The sequence below is a fragment of the Moraxella sp. K1664 genome (genome assembly GCF_039693965.1).
GTDB lineage: Bacteria > Pseudomonadota > Gammaproteobacteria > Pseudomonadales > Moraxellaceae > Moraxella.
The window spans coordinates 2,383,929-2,401,226 of record NZ_CP155576.1 but is presented as its reverse complement, the minus strand read 5'-3'; the positions used below and the strand labels follow the sequence as shown (position 1 = coordinate 2,401,226).

At 45.7% G+C, this 17,298-nt stretch carries 21 protein-coding genes; 9 read left to right on the top strand and 12 right to left on the bottom strand.

What is annotated here, in order from left to right; genetic code table 11:
- Positions 1 to 3 precede the first annotated feature (3 nt).
- The 6 genes from iscA to AAHK14_RS11610 form a co-directional block, all read right to left on the bottom strand.
- Complete coding sequence (iscA, locus tag AAHK14_RS11635; RefSeq protein WP_065255601.1) at positions 4 to 324, bottom strand: iron-sulfur cluster assembly protein IscA; 321 nt, start codon at positions 322 to 324, stop codon at positions 4 to 6.
- Between the two features lie 32 nt (positions 325 to 356).
- Positions 357 to 743, bottom strand: coding sequence for a Fe-S cluster assembly scaffold IscU (iscU, locus tag AAHK14_RS11630; RefSeq protein WP_065255600.1), 387 nt, complete (start codon positions 741 to 743; stop codon positions 357 to 359).
- 210 nt (positions 744 to 953) lie between these two features.
- Positions 954 to 1,280, bottom strand: coding sequence for a hypothetical protein (locus AAHK14_RS11625; protein ID WP_065255599.1), 327 nt, complete (start codon positions 1,278 to 1,280; stop codon positions 954 to 956).
- Between the two features lie 3 nt (positions 1,281 to 1,283).
- Complete coding sequence (locus AAHK14_RS11620) at positions 1,284 to 2,507, bottom strand: IscS subfamily cysteine desulfurase (RefSeq protein WP_065255598.1); 1,224 nt, start codon at positions 2,505 to 2,507, stop codon at positions 1,284 to 1,286.
- Positions 2,504 to 3,019 carry an Rrf2 family transcriptional regulator gene (locus tag AAHK14_RS11615; RefSeq protein ID WP_065255597.1) on the bottom strand — a complete coding sequence of 172 codons (516 nt, stop codon included), beginning with the start codon at positions 3,017 to 3,019 and terminating at the stop codon, positions 2,504 to 2,506. The genes AAHK14_RS11620 and AAHK14_RS11615 overlap by 4 nt, the downstream gene beginning before the upstream one ends.
- 367 nt (positions 3,020 to 3,386) lie before the next feature.
- The gene (locus AAHK14_RS11610; RefSeq protein WP_227514669.1) at positions 3,387 to 4,085 is read right to left on the bottom strand and encodes a hypothetical protein; all 699 of its coding nucleotides are present in this window, start codon (positions 4,083 to 4,085) and stop codon (positions 3,387 to 3,389) included.
- A gap of 344 nt (positions 4,086 to 4,429) precedes the next feature.
- Here AAHK14_RS11610 and AAHK14_RS11605 point away from each other — a divergent pair, with 344 nt between their 5' ends.
- The gene (locus tag AAHK14_RS11605; RefSeq protein WP_065255596.1) at positions 4,430 to 4,735 is read left to right on the top strand and encodes an HU family DNA-binding protein; all 306 of its coding nucleotides are present in this window, start codon (positions 4,430 to 4,432) and stop codon (positions 4,733 to 4,735) included.
- Between the two features lie 94 nt (positions 4,736 to 4,829).
- Here AAHK14_RS11605 and AAHK14_RS11600 read toward each other — a convergent pair whose 3' ends face one another.
- Positions 4,830 to 5,774 carry a LysR substrate-binding domain-containing protein gene (locus AAHK14_RS11600; protein WP_065255595.1) on the bottom strand — a complete coding sequence of 315 codons (945 nt, stop codon included), beginning with the start codon at positions 5,772 to 5,774 and terminating at the stop codon, positions 4,830 to 4,832.
- A gap of 133 nt (positions 5,775 to 5,907) precedes the next feature.
- Entirely contained in the window at positions 5,908 to 6,306 is a 399-nt protein-coding gene (locus tag AAHK14_RS11595) for a type II toxin-antitoxin system HicB family antitoxin (RefSeq protein ID WP_194092512.1), read from the bottom strand.
- A 302-nt stretch (positions 6,307 to 6,608) separates the two neighbouring features.
- On the opposite strand from AAHK14_RS11595, the gene AAHK14_RS11590 reads away from it, so the two are divergent.
- The 4 genes from AAHK14_RS11590 to AAHK14_RS11575 are packed head-to-tail and all read left to right on the top strand — an operon-like array spanning position 6,609 to position 11,088.
- Positions 6,609 to 8,129 (top strand): MFS transporter, encoded by a 1,521-nt coding sequence (locus AAHK14_RS11590; RefSeq protein WP_065255593.1) that lies wholly within the window; start codon positions 6,609 to 6,611, stop codon positions 8,127 to 8,129.
- Position 8,130: 1 nt separating this feature from the next.
- On the top strand, positions 8,131 to 8,967 hold the full coding sequence (prmC, locus tag AAHK14_RS11585; RefSeq protein WP_065255592.1) for a peptide chain release factor N(5)-glutamine methyltransferase: 837 nt from the start codon (positions 8,131 to 8,133) through the stop codon (positions 8,965 to 8,967).
- Positions 8,960 to 9,748: a HesA/MoeB/ThiF family protein gene (locus AAHK14_RS11580; protein ID WP_065255591.1), complete on the top strand. Its 789-nt coding sequence runs from the start codon at positions 8,960 to 8,962 to the stop codon at positions 9,746 to 9,748. Before prmC ends, AAHK14_RS11580 begins: the two co-directional genes overlap by 8 nt.
- 26 nt (positions 9,749 to 9,774) lie before the next feature.
- Positions 9,775 to 11,088 carry an AarF/ABC1/UbiB kinase family protein gene (locus AAHK14_RS11575; RefSeq protein WP_062499090.1) on the top strand — a complete coding sequence of 438 codons (1,314 nt, stop codon included), beginning with the start codon at positions 9,775 to 9,777 and terminating at the stop codon, positions 11,086 to 11,088.
- A 213-nt stretch (positions 11,089 to 11,301) separates the two neighbouring features.
- Here AAHK14_RS11575 and AAHK14_RS11570 read toward each other — a convergent pair whose 3' ends face one another.
- Together AAHK14_RS11570 and AAHK14_RS11565 are read right to left on the bottom strand one after the other, a co-directional pair.
- Positions 11,302 to 12,207 carry a carbon starvation CstA 5TM domain-containing protein gene (locus AAHK14_RS11570; protein WP_345894482.1) on the bottom strand — a complete coding sequence of 302 codons (906 nt, stop codon included), beginning with the start codon at positions 12,205 to 12,207 and terminating at the stop codon, positions 11,302 to 11,304.
- 181 nt (positions 12,208 to 12,388) lie between these two features.
- Positions 12,389 to 13,003: a carbon starvation CstA family protein gene (locus AAHK14_RS11565; protein ID WP_255518731.1), complete on the bottom strand. Its 615-nt coding sequence runs from the start codon at positions 13,001 to 13,003 to the stop codon at positions 12,389 to 12,391.
- 310 nt (positions 13,004 to 13,313) lie between these two features.
- On the opposite strand from AAHK14_RS11565, the gene AAHK14_RS11560 reads away from it, so the two are divergent.
- From AAHK14_RS11560 to AAHK14_RS11545, 4 genes are all read left to right on the top strand, one after another.
- Entirely contained in the window at positions 13,314 to 14,072 is a 759-nt protein-coding gene (locus AAHK14_RS11560) for a hypothetical protein (protein ID WP_156065049.1), read from the top strand.
- Positions 14,073 to 14,093: 21 nt separating this feature from the next.
- Positions 14,094 to 14,432 (top strand): ATP-dependent Clp protease adaptor ClpS, encoded by a 339-nt coding sequence (locus AAHK14_RS11555; protein WP_065255589.1) that lies wholly within the window; start codon positions 14,094 to 14,096, stop codon positions 14,430 to 14,432.
- Positions 14,433 to 14,528: 96 nt separating this feature from the next.
- Entirely contained in the window at positions 14,529 to 15,194 is a 666-nt protein-coding gene (locus AAHK14_RS11550) for an SAM-dependent methyltransferase (RefSeq protein ID WP_065255588.1), read from the top strand.
- Positions 15,184 to 16,383, top strand: coding sequence for a TIGR03862 family flavoprotein (locus AAHK14_RS11545; protein ID WP_065255587.1), 1,200 nt, complete (start codon positions 15,184 to 15,186; stop codon positions 16,381 to 16,383). Before AAHK14_RS11550 ends, AAHK14_RS11545 begins: the two co-directional genes overlap by 11 nt.
- 26 nt (positions 16,384 to 16,409) lie before the next feature.
- On the opposite strand, the gene AAHK14_RS11540 is transcribed toward AAHK14_RS11545, so the two are convergent.
- Positions 16,410 to 17,063, bottom strand: coding sequence for an alpha/beta fold hydrolase (locus AAHK14_RS11540; protein WP_065255586.1), 654 nt, complete (start codon positions 17,061 to 17,063; stop codon positions 16,410 to 16,412).
- Positions 17,053 to 17,274 (bottom strand): translation initiation factor IF-1, encoded by a 222-nt coding sequence (gene infA / locus AAHK14_RS11535; RefSeq protein ID WP_029102801.1) that lies wholly within the window; start codon positions 17,272 to 17,274, stop codon positions 17,053 to 17,055. The genes AAHK14_RS11540 and infA overlap by 11 nt, the downstream gene beginning before the upstream one ends.
- Positions 17,275 to 17,298 lie beyond the last annotated feature (24 nt).

Here is a 17,298-nt window from a genome sequence, read left to right as displayed (position 1 = left end):
GAGTTACACCGTAAAGGATTCGCCACAACCACATTCGCCTGTTTGGTTGGGGTTGGTGAATTTAAAGCCAGAATTTAGCCCTTCGGTTACGTAGTCCATTTGCAGACCGTCCAAATAAACAAGGCTTTTTGGGTCTACAAACACACCCACGCCATCATTATCAAAACGCTCATCGGTATCGTTTGGCTCGTCTACAAATTCAAGCACATAGGCAAGACCTGAACACCCTGCCGTTCGTACACCCACACGAATGCCAACGCCGCTGCCCCGATTTGCCAAAAAGTCTTTGACATGTGTTACCGCTTTGTTTGTTAGAGTAATCATAAGTCTTTCCTATGTGATAAATTTACTAAAAATTAGGCAATGACTGATTTTGATTGATAATCTTCAATCGCCGCCTTAATCGCATCTTCTGCCAACACAGAGCAATGCACTTTAACAGGGGGTAGGGCAAGCTCTTGGGCGATGTCTAGGTTTTTAATGGTGCGAGCTTCATCAATGGTTTTGCCTTTTAGCCATTCGGTAACAAGTGAGCTTGATGCAATCGCTGAGCCACAGCCATAGGTTTTGAATTTGGCATCTTCAATAATGCCGTCATCGCCCACTTGGATTTGCAAACGCATGACATCGCCACAGGCGGGGGCTCCGACCATGCCAGTGCCAACGTTTTTGGCGTTTTTGTCTAGGTTGCCCACGTTGCGGGGGTTTTCGTAATGGTCAATGACCTTGTCTGAGTATGCCATGGTTTTTCTCTCTGTTTTTGGGGATTATTGCCTTGCATGTTAGGCTTGGAATAATCAAATTATACTTCGTTCTCAACTTAAACTAGCAACTTATTGATTATTCAATAATGATTTTTGAATTGCAGAGACCAATTGCAACTCGCCCTTGGTAAATCAATCATTGTATAAAGTTGAGAATGGGGTAAATTACTTAAAATTTTAAATCAAAAATCAAAAGCCTTTTGGGCAATGGAGAAGTGTTAATGCTCGCTTGCCTTTATGGTTTGCTGTAATTAAAATTTGAGCAACTGGATTTTCACCTTCATCATGATAATATAGTTCGCTCCAACCAAATTCAATGACAAAATGGTCAGCTCTTATGCCACAGAAATATTCATCTGGCAATTCAAGTATAACTACATCTTGGGCATGAAAAGCATCTAACTCTTCAATATCTTGTTGCTCTAATTCCGACAATAGTTTTGCATTAATACAAGTGTCTTTTTGGGTATTATATAACTCCGAGATAGTTTTTCTTAAAAAATATTTCTTGTTCATATATCAATGCTCCTGCCATTCAACCTTGCTAAAATCCACGCCTTCTTTAAACATGTCCCAAAGGGGCGACAGCTCACGCAGTTTATTTACCGCATCGGTAATTTGGGCAAGAACATGGTCAATGTCCTCATCGGTGGTATGGCGACCAATACTAAAACGGATGGATGAATGAGCCAGTTCATCGGGACGCCCAATGGCACGCAGGACATAAGATGGCTCTAAGGTAGCTGAGGTACACGCTGAACCAGATGATACCGCCAAATCTTTTAGGCTCATCATCAAACTTTCGCCTTCTATGAAGTTAAAGCTGACGTTTAGGATGTTTGGGACGCCTTGTTCAAAACTGCCGTTAAGATAAATCTCTTCAATGCCCTGCAAACCATTCCACAGTTTATCACGTAGGCGAGTGATGTGGGCGTGGTCTTCATCAAAACGGATGGTTGATAAGGCAAACGCTTCGCCCATACCGACAATTTGGTGCGTAGCAAGCGTACCAGAACGCATACCACGTTCATGCCCACCGCCATGTTGTTCGGCTTTGATACGCACACGAGGCTTACGGCGAACATATAACGCACCGATACCCTTAGGGCCATAGACTTTGTGTCCTGAAAAACTCATCAAATCCACTTTTAGCTCTTCTAGGTTAATCTTAATTTTGCCAACGGCTTGGGCAGCGTCCACATGGAACAGTACGCCCTTGGCACGGGTAATCTCACCAATACTGGCAATATCTGTTACCGTGCCCAGTTCATTGTTTACCGCCATGAGACTGACTAAAATTGTGTCGGGGCGAATGGCCTCTTCTACCTGCTTGGGTGTAATGATGCCTGTGGCTTCTTGGGGGATAAGATAGGTAACCTCAAAGCCCTCTTCTTCTAATTGACGGCAAGTATCTAAGATGGCTTTATGCTCAATTTTAGATGTGATGATGTGTTTGCCTTTTTGATGATAAAAATGAGCCACACCTTTTAGGGCAAGGTTGTCCGACTCGGTTGCACCACTGGTAAACACAATCTCACGAGGGTCAGCACCGACTGTCTCAGCAATCTGCATGCGGGCATTTTCCACCGCTTCCTCGGCTTGCCAACCAAAACCATGGCTACGACTGGCAGGATTGCCAAATACCCCATCAAAAGTCATGTATTTGACCATTTTGTCAGCAACCTCTTGGGCGACTGGCGTGGTGGCGGCATAATCTAAATAAATAAGTGATGATTGGCTCATGCTGGATTGACCCCTAAGTTAATTGTATGGATTGTGTGAATTGAATTGGATTCGTCACCTTTTTCGTCGGCGATTTTTTGTTGGCGGTCAGCAATGTCTCCTGTGTGCTTGGATTCTAGGAGCTGGGCTAGGCTAACATTGCTTAAATACGCTTCAATATGATTGGATAAATCGTGCCATAAGTCGTGTGTAAGACACATCTCGCCATCTCGGCAATCACCTTTACCACCACACTGCATGGCGTTAATGGACTCATCAACGGCACTAATGATGCTCATGACATCAATCTCATCTAAGGGTCTGGCAAGATGATAACCGCCAGATGCCCCACGAGTACTGCTTACCAAACCTTTTTTGCGTAGTTTTGAGAAAAGTTGTTCAAGATAAGAGATGGAGATGGATTGACGCTTTGCAATATCAGACAAAGACACCGCTCCTTGATGGCGACTCTCTTGTACTGCTAAATCAAGCAGAGCAGTTACGGCATAGCGTCCACGAGTTGTCAATCGCATAATATGGTTTCCAAATTGCCTAGCCTAACTTTGATAACTAAGCTGGGCGTGGGTAGATAATATTTGGCTATTATAATAATTCCTAGTAATTTAGTCAAGATTATTTTTTATCAAAGTAATTGATTTTTGCCATTGATAAAATTCATCATAAATTTATCTTTTAAATGAACTGTTAAATATAGTCCAAATCAAGCCAAAAATTGATATTTGTCATAGCATGGCTATCATAGCACGGCAGACGTGGTTTGCAATCCGACTAAGGGGGTAGGAATTAATATTTGGCGTTAGGGTAAAAAATTAAGCCAATAAATAACCTATAAAATAAATAAAAAGGCGGAAAGTTCGCCTTTTTATGAGTAAAAAACAATCAAACAAAGTTCATGATGATGGCAACCAATGCAATGATGCCCACCACAACAAGGGCGATAAAGGTGCTTTTTTGTTTGCCTTGTAGTTCGATGAGAGCGGTATTTAGCTTGTGGTTATGTAAGGTTAGCTCATCAATGCGAGCAGACTGCTCGGCGATTTTGGCTTTGTAATTTTCTTGTTTTTCGGCTTTTTGTTCGGGGGTGGGAGCAGGTTTGCCTTTGACTTTGCCCAGTAAGTTTTGAATGACACCGCCCACGCCCAACTGCACCAAAAATGCCTTAAAATCATGCACATCTTCATGACTGCCACGAATTTGTAAGGATTCAACATTGCTACTCTTGTGCGTGGTGATGGCATTAATCAGCTGAAAACTATACGCATTGACCGTCATGTCAGGCGTGGTCTTGTCATTGGGTAGGCGGTCATCGAGCAGTACGCCACGATAGCCAAACGTGGCATAAAACTGCACATGGGGCAGGTAGGTGCGAATGCAGACCACCGTACCACGTTCGGCAAGCGGGTAGGCAAGCTGCCGCAGTTTGGGGTCAAAGCGAAGAATTAGAGTAATGGCTGATTCTAAAAACACCAATAGAACATTTAACAGTCCACGAGAGACACCGCCATTATCGCTGTCATCGGTGCGATAGGTTGGCTGTGGGTCGCTAGGCTTGGGGCTATGGGTCGGCTGGTCGGTCATACAGATATTATCAATTCACAAAATAATGCTAATGATAAGATGATATCCAAAAAAAGTAAACCACCTTAATGTAACTAATGCGTGATTTTTTGGCAAATAAAGGATAAAAGTAGGCTTTTATCGTAAATATCCCGCCTTTGATGGGGTATTTTTGTAAAAAAGATAAAAATATTTTGCCATACCCCTTGTAAAATGGGCAATACCCTTATACAATGCACTCAAAATAAGCCCAAGCGTGTGTTGTGGGCTTAGAATTTGCTTTTGCCAGCTTCATCGGTATTGTAAGATGGGGCAAAATGTAAATTCATTTCACATTCTTATCATCAACACCATGAGGACAAATCATGAATAAATCAGAATTAGTAGATGCTGTTGCCAGCGAAGCAGGTCTTACCAAAGAACAAGCCACCAAAGCCATTAACGCTTTCACTTCTAGCGTACAAGGTGCCTTAGAGCGTGGTGATGACGTGGTATTGGTCGGTTTTGGTACTTTTAGCGTCAAAGAGCGTGCTGCCCGTACCGGTCGCAACCCTAAGACTGGTGCACCACTACAAATCGCTGCCAGCAAAGTACCCGGCTTTAAAGCAGGTAAAGGTCTAAAAGATGCGGTAAACCCTGCCGAAAAAGCTGCCAAAAAAGGCAAAAAATAATTTTAACAATTTTAACAGTTTTAACGTTGTTTAGAATGTTTAAAATGAAAAAACGCACCCCTATTCGGTGCGTTTTTTATTGGTTCTTTAAGTTTTAGCGTTTATCAAATTGACCTTGACACAGTTTAATAAACTCACCGCCAAACTTGCGAATGTCGCTGTCATCACGCACCGCAATCCAACTGGTAAACCGCCCAAAATGACTGATAGGAATGGCAATAAGGTCAGGGTAGTTGGCAGGCTCGTACGCCATTTCAGCAATGATACCCACGCCCAGACCTGCCGACACATAGGTGCTAATCACGTCTGAGTCTAGGGCGGCAAGCACGATTTTGGGTTGTAACCCTGCCTGCTCAAACGTCCTATCAATGGCACTTCGCCCTGTAAAACCGCCATGATAAGTAATGATGGGAAAACTTGCCAGCTCAGGCAAATCCACGCCATCCATCACGTCTGCCAGCTCTGCCAGCTCATGGTCTTTGGGGGCGATGACCACGTGCGACCAGTCATAATAGCGATGACAGCGTAGCACGGCATTGTTGAGCAGGCTCTCGGTGGCAATGCCAATGTCGGCTTGACCACGAATGACCATTTGGGCGATGGTCTCGGGGTCGGCTTGTTGTAGTACTAGATTAACCTTAGGAAATTTTTGTAAAAAAACCTTGACAATGCTGGGCAAAACATAGCGGGCTTGGGTGTGTGTCGTGGCAACGGTCAGTGTGCCTTCTTGGGCGTTATTAAAATCAAGGCTTAGGTTTTCGATGGTGCGTATCTCGGCAAAAATCGCTTCGATGTGGGGCAGTAGCGATTTGCCGATGGGGGTTAGCCCCGTTAGGCGTTTGCCTTGCCGAGTAAATACGTCTGTTTTAAGCTGATTTTCTAGGGCGGCGATTTGTTTGGATAGGCTGGACTGACTGGTGTGGAGCAGTTCGGCAGCTTGGGATAAGTTATAGCCATTGACGACCGTATGCCAAACGGTTTCTAGCTGTTTGAGCTGAATTTGTAAATGCTTTTGGTTGATGACCACATCTATCGCCATGATACGCCCCTTAATCTGATTTATAAAGTGCTGTCATTATAAAAGCCACCATCAAAAAAGAAAATACCCAAAAAGAAAAAACAAATGCCGATTGGGAATATCGGCATTTGTGGTGCAATGATGGGGTTATCTGCTAAGCATTGGCAAGTTCATGCTCTATCGCTTTTAGGATAAAGGCTTCAATGTTGTGTTCGTCATAGCCGATTTGTGCTTGGATTTGGGTGAGCAAGGCACGGGGTAGGTGTAGATTAAAGGATTTTTGCCTGCTGTTAAAGAGCGTGGAGTTTAGGCTAATCATCGCCCACGTCTGCCCTGCGAATTTGGGGTTGGTCAGATGAATGCTGATGTTCTCAGGTTGGGGCAGGTCGTTGCCATCATCTGCCAGTTGTTGCAAATGCCCAATCAAGGTAGAACGTACTTTATCAATCGTATCAGCAATGCTGTTGCCGACAACATGGATGTCTGGCAAATCGGGTACTTGGGCATAAAAAGTATCATCTTCTTGTCTGATGGCAACGCTAAAAAGTTTCATGATGGATTGATATGCTAAAAGGGATTTTTATTTTGTCATAAATATAATAAATTGGCAATAAGTTAAGACTAGCGGTAACTTTAAAAGGCTAGATGGATGATTTGTTTACCAAACGTATCTTAGGTGGGTGTTATTTGCGATTTGGGTGAGTATTGTCTTTATTGATGGGTGTATTTGGCTGAATGTGTAGAGCATACAAGTGAGCGTGGGCACGTCCGATTTTTAAAATATCACAATAACTTTTTGTAAAATAACCAAAAATAGTCTAAAATGGCAGATTATTTTTTAACTCATGCACAGCGATGATACGACAATTTGATTTTTCGGCATTTAAGACGGCTTATTTTAATCGTCAGGCTTTATCCATGCTATTTTTGGGCTTTGCCGCAGGCGTGCCGATTTTGCTGATTTTTTCTAGTTTGGGATTGTGGCTTCGTGAAGCAGGCATTGAGCGGGCGACCGTTACCATGTTTAGCTATGCAGCGTTGGGTTATTCGTTTAAATTCATCTGGTCGCCTTTGGTGGACGCTTTGCCCTTGCCATTTTTGAGTGGTTGGCTAGGACAACGCCGAGCATGGCTACTTTTGACCCAAATTTTGATGATAAGTGCCATTGTCATCATGGCGATGACCGACCCGCAAGGGGCGAATTTGACCATCATGGCGATGGGGGCGGTGCTGCTTGGCTTTTCGGCAGCGACCCAAGACATCGTGATAGATGCTTATCGTATTGAGTCCGCCCCGAGCGAGATGCAAACGGCACTATCAGCAACTTATGTGGCAGGCTATCGCATTGGCATGATAGTATCGGGAGCGGGGGCGTTGTATTTGGCGGACTTTTTTGGGTCAAGCAAAGAACTGTACAACTATCTGGCATGGCAAAAAACCTACCTTATCATGGCGTGTGTCATGGGCGTGGCGGTGGCGACCACGCTGTTTATCAAAGAGCCTGACATCTACACCAAAAAAGAACTTCGTCCTGTGGCGGACTATGTGCGACTGCTGTTGGTGTTTGTGTCTGCCGTTGTTGGCTTTATCATGACTTACCGCTTTTTGGGTGGGGTATTGCCCGACATGGATGGAGTTATGGCAAGCTTTATGATGGGCGTGGTGCGATTTGTATCAAGCGGTGCGGTGGCATTTGGGATTGGTTATGTGTTGGTGCAATTAGGCTTGGTTGCCAAAGAGATTGCCCATGCCATGTGGGTGCGTCCGATTGCAGATTTTTTTGAGCGTTATGGCAAAAAGGCGATGCTACTGCTGGCACTCATTGGCTTGTATCGTATCTCGGACATCGTGGCAGGCAATATCTCCAACCTGTTTTATCAAGATTTGGGCTTTACCAAAACCCAAATTGCCAATGCGGTCAAAGTGGTGGGCGTGATTGCCAGTATTGGTGGTGGCTTTGTTGGGGGCTGGGTGGCTCAGCAGGTGGGGGTCATGCGAGCGATGATGGTGGGGGCGATACTGGCGTGTGCCACGAACCTGTTATTTATCATCCTTGCCAATATGCCGACCATTCTGGTCATGTATTTTGCGGTGATTACCGATAACCTAGCGGCAGGTTTGGCAAGTGCGGTATTCATCGCCTTTTTGTCGGCACTGACATCCATTCGCTTTACGGCGGTGCAGTATGCCCTGTTTTCATCACTCATGACCCTATCGCCAAAAATCTTGGGTGGTTATTCGGGGGCGATTGTGGATGCGACCAATTATCCCACGTTTTTTGCCATCACATTTGTGATTGGACTGCCGATTTTATATTTGATTCATTTGGTAAATAAACACATCTCGCTGGACGAGTCCGTACTTGACAAAGAATGACATGCACACCATCAACGCCCTAAAAGCCCGATTTCGCAAGCTATCGCACGCACACCTGCCCTATTATTGGTTTGAGTCGTTGCTGTTATTTGTGCTAAATAAAGACAAAGCCTTTTTAATTACCCATGATGATTATCTGCTGACCGCTGATGAATATGATAGGCTTGAAAGTGGCATGGCAAAACTATGCTCGGGCGTGCCACTTGCATATGTCATCGGCAGGCAGGGCTTTTTTGGGCATGAGTTTGCGGTCAATGAACACACGCTTATCCCACGCCCTGATACAGAGATGTTGGTGCAGACGGTGCTTGATATGGTGGCGGATAAGGGTTTGGGGCAGGTTCGGATAGTGGATTTGGGAACAGGCTCGGGGTGTATTGCCCTGAGTATAGCAAAGGCGTTGCCGTCTAGTGTGGTGCTGGCGGTGGATTATTTCCATCATGCCTTAGACGTTGCTCGGCGAAATGCACAAGATTTGCAAGTGACAAATTGCCAATTTATCCAATCAAATTGGTATGAAAATATCCCCATGCAGAGCTTTGATGTCATCGTTGCCAATCCGCCCTATATCGCACGCACCGATGAGCATTTGGCACAGTTGGGGGCGGAGCCTATCACGGCATTGGTGGCGGACAATCACGGCTTATCCGATATTGAAAAAATCATTAAGGGCAGTGCGGCGTATCTCATGCCTAGTGGCGTATTAGCCTTAGAACATGGCTACGACCAAGGGGCGAGCGTGCAGGAACTTTTTGCCAAGGCAGGTTTTAAAGATGTTCGCACCATCAAAGACTATGGTGACAATGATAGAATCACGATGGGGGTTTGTGATGAGTGATAATGATAAAAAAATGACTACCAGTGAGCTTAGTGATAATGAACTCATGCGGTATGCCCGCCAGATTCTACTAAATGACTGGGATATGGATGCACAGCTACGCCTAAAAAATAGCCGTGTGCTGATTGTGGGTGTGGGCGGTCTGGGCTGTCCTGTCTCACAGATTCTGGCACGGGCAGGCGTGGGGAGCATGCATTTGATTGACTTTGATGTGGTGAGTCGTAGTAATTTGCAACGCCAAACACTATTTAGAGAGTCAGACATCGGTCAGCCCAAAGTGGCGGTGGCAAGCCGTGCATTGGCGATGCATAATGAGTTTATTAACATCGCCCATCAGGACGTGGAGCTAAATGCAGACAACATCACAGCGATAATTGGGGGTAGTGGTGCGGATTTGGTGATTGATTGCACGGATAATTTTACCAGTCGTTATTTGATTAACCAAACCTGCCGAACGCTCGGTTTGCCCTTGTTATCCAACTCCGCCATTGGCGAAGTGGGGCAGATTGCGTTGTTTGATAAACAGACGGGCTGTTATGAGTGTTTGTTTGGGCAGGACAAAGACAGTAACAGTAGTATCACCCAAAACTGTGCCACATCAGGGGTCTTGTCTAGTACCGTGAGTATCATCGGCTCGATGTCGGCACAGATTGCTCTAGATTATCTCGGACGGGGGCATAACCCCATCGCTCACGAGCTGTTATTATGGCAGGGCAGAACCATGACTTTACAAAAAATGCGATTTGCCACCAATAAACACTGCCCACTGTGCCACGCCTAGCCGTACCACTCTTAGACGATAAAACCATGAAAACATCACCATTGCAATTTGCCAAAAAATCCCTAAATACAGGGGCGAATGTCCTAGGTCGCCTACACAAAAGTGCCAGCGTGGCAGGGCTATCTGCCTTGCGTGTTGCCAAGGGCGAGCAGATGGACGCTTATCTATTAAAAGATGCCTTTATGCAGATGGGCGTGACTTATATCAAGCTTGGACAGTTCATCGCCAGCACCCCATCACTGTTTCCCCGTGAGTATGTGCTTGCTTTTGCTGACTGTTTGGATGCCACACCGCCTGTGCCATTTGCCAAAATGCAAGCAGTGCTGACCGAGGAGCTGACCGATGATGGGCGTGGGCTTGATGATATTTTTGCGTCCATTGACCCTGTGCCACTGGCGTCAGCGAGTATCGCACAGGTGCATAAGGCAACCCTAAAAGATGGACGGCAGGTCGCCTTAAAAATCCAAAAGCCTGATGTTGGGGCGATTATGCAGACCGACTTAGGGGTGTTACATGGGGCGTTTTGGGCGATGGAGCGGGTCTTGCCAATGATGAAAACTGCCAATCTCGCCCCCATTATCGATGAGATTCGCACTCGCATGACTGCTGAGACTGATTTTTTGGCGGAAGCTTGCCATATTGATAAGTTTCGTGAATTTTTAGATAAAACAGACAGTCAGCACATCACCGCCCCCAAAGTCCATCACAACCTATCAACCAAGCGTGTGTTGGTCATGGATTTACTGGTTGGTAAGTCGCTTGTTGATGAGAGCTTGCTTAGCGACATCGCTCAAAGCAACCGCACCACGCCCCAAAAAGTGATGGCGGACGTGCTAGATACGTGGTTTTTGTCGCTGATGATGACGGGTGAGTTCCATGCCGATTTGCACGCGGGCAATCTCATGTATCTAACCGATGGACGGATTGCCTTTTTGGATTTTGGGCTGATGGGGCAGATTAAACCGAGCAGTTTGCAGGCGTGTTTCTCACTGGTGCAGTCTTTACAGCTTAACGATTATCATGGCATGGCACAGGCGATGGTTGATATTGGCATGACCCACAGCCATGACAAAATCAAAGTAGGGCAACTGGCAGACGACCTAAAAGCGATGATGGACAAGGTGCATGGCTCGCCCCAAGAGACGGATAACCTTAATCTGCTCATGCTAGAACTTGTGGAGATTGGTAAGCGTTATGGCGTGCATTTTCCTAGGGATTTCGCGTTATTAACCAAACAGCTGTTGTATTTTGATAGATTTATGGTGACACTCGCCCCTGAGATGGAGTTATTTGAAGGCGAGCGGTTAAAGGTGGTGACAGAGCAAAGAGTGTTAAATTAAGGCGTACCTGCCTTTGTAGTACAAATTAGACTTCTTGCGAAACCCCGAATTAAAGAAAACCGTTCGTGGTGAGCTATGCCTGCCCATAACGGTTTTCGTTACCCTTCGACAGGCTCAGGGTGAACGGAAAGCCTAGTATCGCAAGAAATCTATTGTATTTAATTTTTGTTAAAATAAAAACCACGCCCTAGGACGTGGTTTTTATGTGTTAAATCAAATCTTTATCGCTGTGGAAGTGATTTTTTCTTCTACCACCACCGCATCGGGGTCGCCTGCCACGCTTTCACGTTTGACAAACATAAAGAACGCCCCTGTGGTCAGTGCCGTAAGCCCAATGCCAATCCACACCGACAGCGTATAATCAAGCCCAAAGCCGATTTTGTTGTACGCCAAAAACGTATAACACGCCGCACTCATAAAGATGGCAGGCAATGTGCAAACCCAGTGGAACTTACGATAACGGTACAGATAACCTGCCGCCGTCCACAGCATGACGACCGCCACCGTTTGGTTTGCCCAGCTAAAATACCGCCATAGGATTTGAAAGTCCACTTTTGAGACGATAAAGCCGATGACAAATAGTGGAATGGCAATCCACAAGCGTTTCATGAGCGTGCGTTGTTCCATGGTTAGAAACTCGGCAATGATAAGCCGTGCTGCACGAAACGCTGTATCACCTGATGTGATGGGTAGGATGACCACGCCAAGCACTGCAAAGATGCCGCCGATGGTGCCAAGATAGGCAATGGAGCTGTCATAGACGACCTTGGAAGGCGAACCGTCAGCAATGGCACCTTGTAGGCTTACCAAATCAGGATAGAATGACATGCCGACCGCACACCAGATGAGAGCAATAATCCCTTCGGTAATCATTGCTCCATAAAAGATAAAGCGACCTTCGGACTCGTTCTCGGCACAGCGAGCCATGAGCGGGGTCTGGGTGGCGTGAAAGCCTGACAATGCACCACAGGTAATGGTCAAAAATAGCAAGGGCCAAATGGGCAAGTCGCCTTTGGGTTGTAAGTTCATAAAGAAACTCTCAACCGTCAAACCGCCCATGCTATTAAAGAAATAACCGCCACCACTACTAAATTCACTTTTTAGCAAACCATAAGTCATGCCAAGCGACATGAATAGCAATAATCCACCAAAAAATGGATAAACCCGACCGATGATTTTGTCAATGGGTAGTAATGTGGCGATGATATAATAAATCTCTTTCCAAACTAAAAATAAACCCTTGTAAGTATTGGGGTTGAAGTTTTTAAAAATCTACAAAAATCAGGGTTTGGAAAGAAGTTTAATAAATAAAAATCAGGGCTGTCCACAACACCACGATGGTGCTTTTTTCCATGCCAAACACGGTATTTTTGACCGTTTCGGTGGCAACAGCAACGCTCTCGGCATTATTGACATTAATCGCCCCTGTGGCAGCGGTGCCAAAAGTATCCATGGTGATGGAGCTAAGAAGTTGGGCAGGACTTGCCACAAAGACCACACCAACAAGCACGAGCAGGACAACGGCAAGTAAGTTAATAAAATGCTTGACAGGTTGCCCCAGATATTTGCCCGTCAGATACGGCATACTTGCCCCGCCATTTCGCACCGAGAGCATACCACACATGTAGTCGTGTACCACCCCTGCAAAGATACAGCCAAACACAATCCATAGCATTGCCACAGGACCATACAACGCCCCCAAGATTGGACCAAAAATTGGGCCTGTGCCTGCGATGTTAAGCAGTTGGATGAGCCAAATGCGTTTTTTGGACATGGGGATGTAGTCCACGCCGTCTGTCATGGTGTAGGCAGGGGTGTTTTTGTTGGGATTGATGACAAAGATTTTTTCAATCATCTTGCCATATACAAAATAGCCTGCCACCAACACGGCGACACAAAAGAAAAACCACAACATAAACAATCTCCTAAGATTGCTTTATCAGAATAATTTATTGCATAATAAATAAAGTTAATAAATAATGGCATTTTAAAAAACTAACCAAAATTTACCGACGCTTACAATACCGCAAACCGACAAAAACGTCAATGCACCATTTTGGGTAGTTGATTGATTTTTGTAATTTATTTTATTAATAAATACTTTTTATTTTTTAAAGCATAAAATTTTAAAAATTTTAGGGCAACTCTTGTTTGATTTTTGCTATAATAATGCACTTTATGCGTTTAAAGTTCTTATCTTTGACTTTGTGTGGTTTTGTCCCATCATGACTTTTTTTAAAAATATGCCTTATCGCTCATCTAGGCAGAGCATTTCTCATCAGCGTGGTTCAGCACAGCAGATTTTGGTGTTGTTCGTCATCGCTTTGGCGTTGGTGGCGATGGTCATGGCGGTTTTTGGCTACAAAATCGGACACAAACAAGGGCTTAGAAAAGGGGCGACTTTGCAAGCTCAGCAAGGCGGGGATGCTCTGCTCCAAGGCATGACGGTCAATGAAGCCACGCTAAAACAACAGCTTGACTCGGCGGTCAAAGAACGTGATATTAGCCTTTCTAATTTAGAGAGCTTGCGTGAAAAAAATGAAGAGCTGACCACAAAAAACCTACAACTGACACAGGTTAATGAGCTGTTCAAAAGCAAACTTGCCAAAGATGGTGGCATCCCCCTTGAAGTGCTGGGCGGTGAGATTGTTGCTTTGGCGGATAATACCTACGAGTATCGTTTTGATGTGGCGATGGTGTCATCAACAGGCTCGCCGATGAGCATGACCCCCAAGATGACATTGCTAAATGCCACCAGCATGGTGCAAATCCCCCTAAAACCTGCCATTTATGAGATTAAAGACGTGGAACGGATTCGTGGGCGGTTTGTCATGCCTGACGGTTTTGCTCCCAGGCAAATCAAATTTGAAATCAATACAGGTGGCGAGCGTGTTGAACAGCTCTACAACTGGCAGGTGGGCGAATTTATCGCACAAAAAGAAGACAGGGGCGTGAGTGAGCGACCCATCGGCACAGGCGAATAACGGTAAAAGCAAAGGTGTGGTATGAGCCAACATGAATCTGATATTGACAATCAAAGTGATGTGGTGACTAAGCCACAACACGTGCCAGAACAAGCACCAGAACAGGCAGAAGTACCGTTATTTCATGTGGTCATGCACAATGATGACTTTACCACGATGGATTTTGTGGTGTTTGTGCTTGTTGAAGTGTTTGCTCATGGCATGGATAAAGCCGTATCTTTGATGATGGACATTCATCAGACGGGGCAGGCGATTGTGGCGACCCTGCCCAAAGAGATTGGTGAGATGAAAATCGCCATCGTACAAGAGTATGCCGAAGAAGCCGAATTTCCGCTATTGGTTACTTTAAAGAGAGCATAATGAGATAAAATATATTTTTGTAAAATCATTATCTTATCTTTAAAACAGTATTGCTACAAAAACTGTCATTTTCCATCATTTTTATCCATCATTTTTATGTCATCTAGTCCATTATCTCATCATTTTTCCCGAATATTTCATTTAGCCAGTTTACGTCCGCCTAGGGATTTTTACCCCATTGCTGACACACCCATTTGCCTTGAAATCGGAGCGGGCAAGGGTAAACATGCCTTGCTATTTGCCAGCCAAAATCCTGATAAGCACCTGTATGCCATAGAACGTACCGCCATAAAGTTTGGGGCGTTTGACAAGCAAGCAGGCATGGCAAATCCGCCCAATCTCACCGCCATTCACGCTGACGCCATTGCGTGGACAGCCTTTGCGGTGTATCCCAAGCAGCTCCAAACCTGCTTTATTTTATACCCCAATCCCGAACCCAAAAACAAAAACCAGCGTTTTTTGAACATGCCATTCTTTGAGCTGTTATTGTCAAAGATGGCAGATGGCGGGCAGATTATTTTGGCAAGTAACATTGGCGACTATATCGATGAAGCTGAGCGACTGCTTACTGATGTGTGGCAACTGCCTTATACCAAAAGGCAGATAGAGCCGACGTCGGCACGCACGCATTTTGAGATTAAATATTTGGCACGGGGCGAGCGTTGCCAAGAGCTTATCATTACCAAGCCGAGCGGTTATCGCACCCGTTTTGATGAGACATTGCCCCTACATTTATCATGGTCGCCAAGCGATGAAGCTTAAGGTTGCCATCATTGGGGCAGGGGCGAGTGGTCTTATGGTTGCAGAGCATTTGTCCGCTTATGATGTGGACATTTGTGTCTATGAGCAAATGCCAAGTGCAGGTCGCAAAATCCTATGGGCAGGCAAGACAGGGCTAAATGTCAGTCATGCCGAGCCGATGACGGCTTTTGTGGGGCGTTACACCCCGTCTGACTGGTTGACACCTTTTTTGCAAGTCTGTGATAATGCGTGGGTCGTGGATTGGCTCGCTGGGCTGGGCATTGAGACCTATGTCGGGTCAAGTGGGCGGATTTTTCCTGTGCAGATGAAAGCATCGGCATTTCTAAGGGCGTGGTTGCGTCGCTTGATGGCAAGGGGCGTGCAGATTTTTTATCGCTACGAGTGCTTGGGTATCGATGGTAATGCCGTGCGATTTGCTCATGATGGGGCGGAGTTTGAGCAGACATTTGATGTCATCGTGCTGGCGTGTGGTGGTGGTTCGTATCGGCGATTGGGGGCGACAGGCACATGGCAGGCGTGGCTGTCTGATGATGAACTGACCCCACTGTATGCCAGTAATGTCGGGGTGGTGCGGTCGTGGTCGCCTTATATGGATAAATTTTTTGGTAAGCCGTTAAAAAGGGTGGGTCTGTGGACAGATGGCGAGCCTGTCTCCCAAGGCGACATCATCATCACTCATTATGGCGTGGAGAGCGGGCTGATTTATAAATACAACAAAGCCATGCGTGCGTGTCATGATGGGATAAGGGTGTATTTGGATTTATTGCCTGACAAATCACCAGATGACATCGCCAAGACATTTACCAAAAATAAAAAGCAGTCTTTGAATAACATTTTACGAAAAATCGGCTTGGATGACATCAAAATCGCCCTAATTCGTGAATGCACCCATAAAGCAGACTGGGCAAATCACGAACGCATGGCAGGTTTTGTCAAATGCTTGCCGATGGCGTTCGATGGTTTTCGTCCGATGGATGAAGCCATTAGTACAGGTGGCGGTGTCAAGCGGACGGCATTAACGGATGAATTGCAACTCAAATCCAATCCTGCCGTCTTTGTCTGTGGTGAGATGTTAGATTTTGATGCTCCGACGGGTGGTTATCTTTTGACGGCATGTTTTGCCACAGGGCAGGCGGTGGGGCGTGGCGTGGCTCAGCTTTTAAAATTGCAACCGATAAAGGTAAGCTAAAAAGCCAAAAGCACACCCTAGATAGGCTAAGCCCGTCTAAATTTACCGTATTCCAAAAAATGCACCACTTGGTTGGCAACAGCAGAGCTGGTTAGCATGCCCGTGTGAGTGACAGGCAAAATCAGACTGTCAGTGGCAGAAGGCAGTTCTGTCTCATGGACAAATACCGTGCCGTCATGGGCATGTTGGGTGCGGTAGTGGCGGTTGTGATAATTTAAAAACAGCAAACCCAAGCCTTGGGACTTATCCCCTGCAATCACGCCAAATTCCACGTCATTAGGTACACTCGGACAAGTGCCGTCCAACGCTCCGATATAGGACTGTCCCACTAGGGGCGACAGCATGCGTTTGACATAAGTGGCACAGACACTGCCTTGATGGGGCGTGCCAAGGGAGACACAGCGATGAACCTGCCATGCGGGATAGTCATGCAAGAACTGCCGAATCACCAATCCGCCCAGACTGTGAGCCACGAGATTGATGGGCTTGTCGGGGTTGTGATGAGTGAGCAGATAGTCATTTAGGCGTTTGGCGTGTGCCGAGACGTCTTGACGTAGACTGTGATAGGTGGGTGTATGCACGACAAAACCCGCTCGCCGAATGTATCTGGCAAGCGGATAAACAATCAAACTGGTTTGGTGTAAACCATGTAAGACGAGCGTGGTGGGTTTATTTGCCACGATAAGTAATGCGACCTTTGGATAAATCGTAAGGGGTCATCTCAACCTTGACTTTATCGCCTGTCAGAATGCGGATATAGTGTTTACGCATCTTGCCTGAGATGTGAGCGATGATTTCGTGTCCGTTGTCAAGGCGGACTTTAAATAGGGTGTTCGGTAGCGTGTCAATGACTTCGCCTTCAAACTCGATGATGTCGTCTTTTTTTGCCATAAGTCAAATAAGTTAAAAATGAAA

Coding starts and splice junctions, on each gene's coding strand:
- iscA (WP_065255601.1), bottom strand. CDS start 324: ATGATTACTCTAACAAACAAAGCGGTAACACATGTCAAAGACTTTTTG.
- iscU (WP_065255600.1), bottom strand. CDS start 743: ATGGCATACTCAGACAAGGTCATTGACCATTACGAAAACCCCCGCAAC.
- AAHK14_RS11625 (WP_065255599.1), bottom strand. CDS start 1,280: ATGAACAAGAAATATTTTTTAAGAAAAACTATCTCGGAGTTATATAAT.
- AAHK14_RS11620 (WP_065255598.1), bottom strand. CDS start 2,507: ATGAGCCAATCATCACTTATTTATTTAGATTATGCCGCCACCACGCCA.
- AAHK14_RS11615 (WP_065255597.1), bottom strand. CDS start 3,019: ATGCGATTGACAACTCGTGGACGCTATGCCGTAACTGCTCTGCTTGAT.
- AAHK14_RS11610 (WP_227514669.1), bottom strand. CDS start 4,085: ATGACCGACCAGCCGACCCATAGCCCCAAGCCTAGCGACCCACAGCCA.
- AAHK14_RS11605 (WP_065255596.1), top strand. CDS start 4,430: ATGAATAAATCAGAATTAGTAGATGCTGTTGCCAGCGAAGCAGGTCTT.
- AAHK14_RS11600 (WP_065255595.1), bottom strand. CDS start 5,774: ATGGCGATAGATGTGGTCATCAACCAAAAGCATTTACAAATTCAGCTC.
- AAHK14_RS11595 (WP_194092512.1), bottom strand. CDS start 6,306: ATGAAACTTTTTAGCGTTGCCATCAGACAAGAAGATGATACTTTTTAT.
- AAHK14_RS11590 (WP_065255593.1), top strand. CDS start 6,609: ATGATACGACAATTTGATTTTTCGGCATTTAAGACGGCTTATTTTAAT.
- prmC (WP_065255592.1), top strand. CDS start 8,131: ATGCACACCATCAACGCCCTAAAAGCCCGATTTCGCAAGCTATCGCAC.
- AAHK14_RS11580 (WP_065255591.1), top strand. CDS start 8,960: ATGAGTGATAATGATAAAAAAATGACTACCAGTGAGCTTAGTGATAAT.
- AAHK14_RS11575 (WP_062499090.1), top strand. CDS start 9,775: ATGAAAACATCACCATTGCAATTTGCCAAAAAATCCCTAAATACAGGG.
- AAHK14_RS11570 (WP_345894482.1), bottom strand. CDS start 12,207: ATGACTTATGGTTTGCTAAAAAGTGAATTTAGTAGTGGTGGCGGTTAT.
- AAHK14_RS11565 (WP_255518731.1), bottom strand. CDS start 13,003: ATGTTGTGGTTTTTCTTTTGTGTCGCCGTGTTGGTGGCAGGCTATTTT.
- AAHK14_RS11560 (WP_156065049.1), top strand. CDS start 13,314: ATGACTTTTTTTAAAAATATGCCTTATCGCTCATCTAGGCAGAGCATT.
- AAHK14_RS11555 (WP_065255589.1), top strand. CDS start 14,094: ATGAGCCAACATGAATCTGATATTGACAATCAAAGTGATGTGGTGACT.
- AAHK14_RS11550 (WP_065255588.1), top strand. CDS start 14,529: ATGTCATCTAGTCCATTATCTCATCATTTTTCCCGAATATTTCATTTA.
- AAHK14_RS11545 (WP_065255587.1), top strand. CDS start 15,184: ATGAAGCTTAAGGTTGCCATCATTGGGGCAGGGGCGAGTGGTCTTATG.
- infA (WP_029102801.1), bottom strand. CDS start 17,274: ATGGCAAAAAAAGACGACATCATCGAGTTTGAAGGCGAAGTCATTGAC.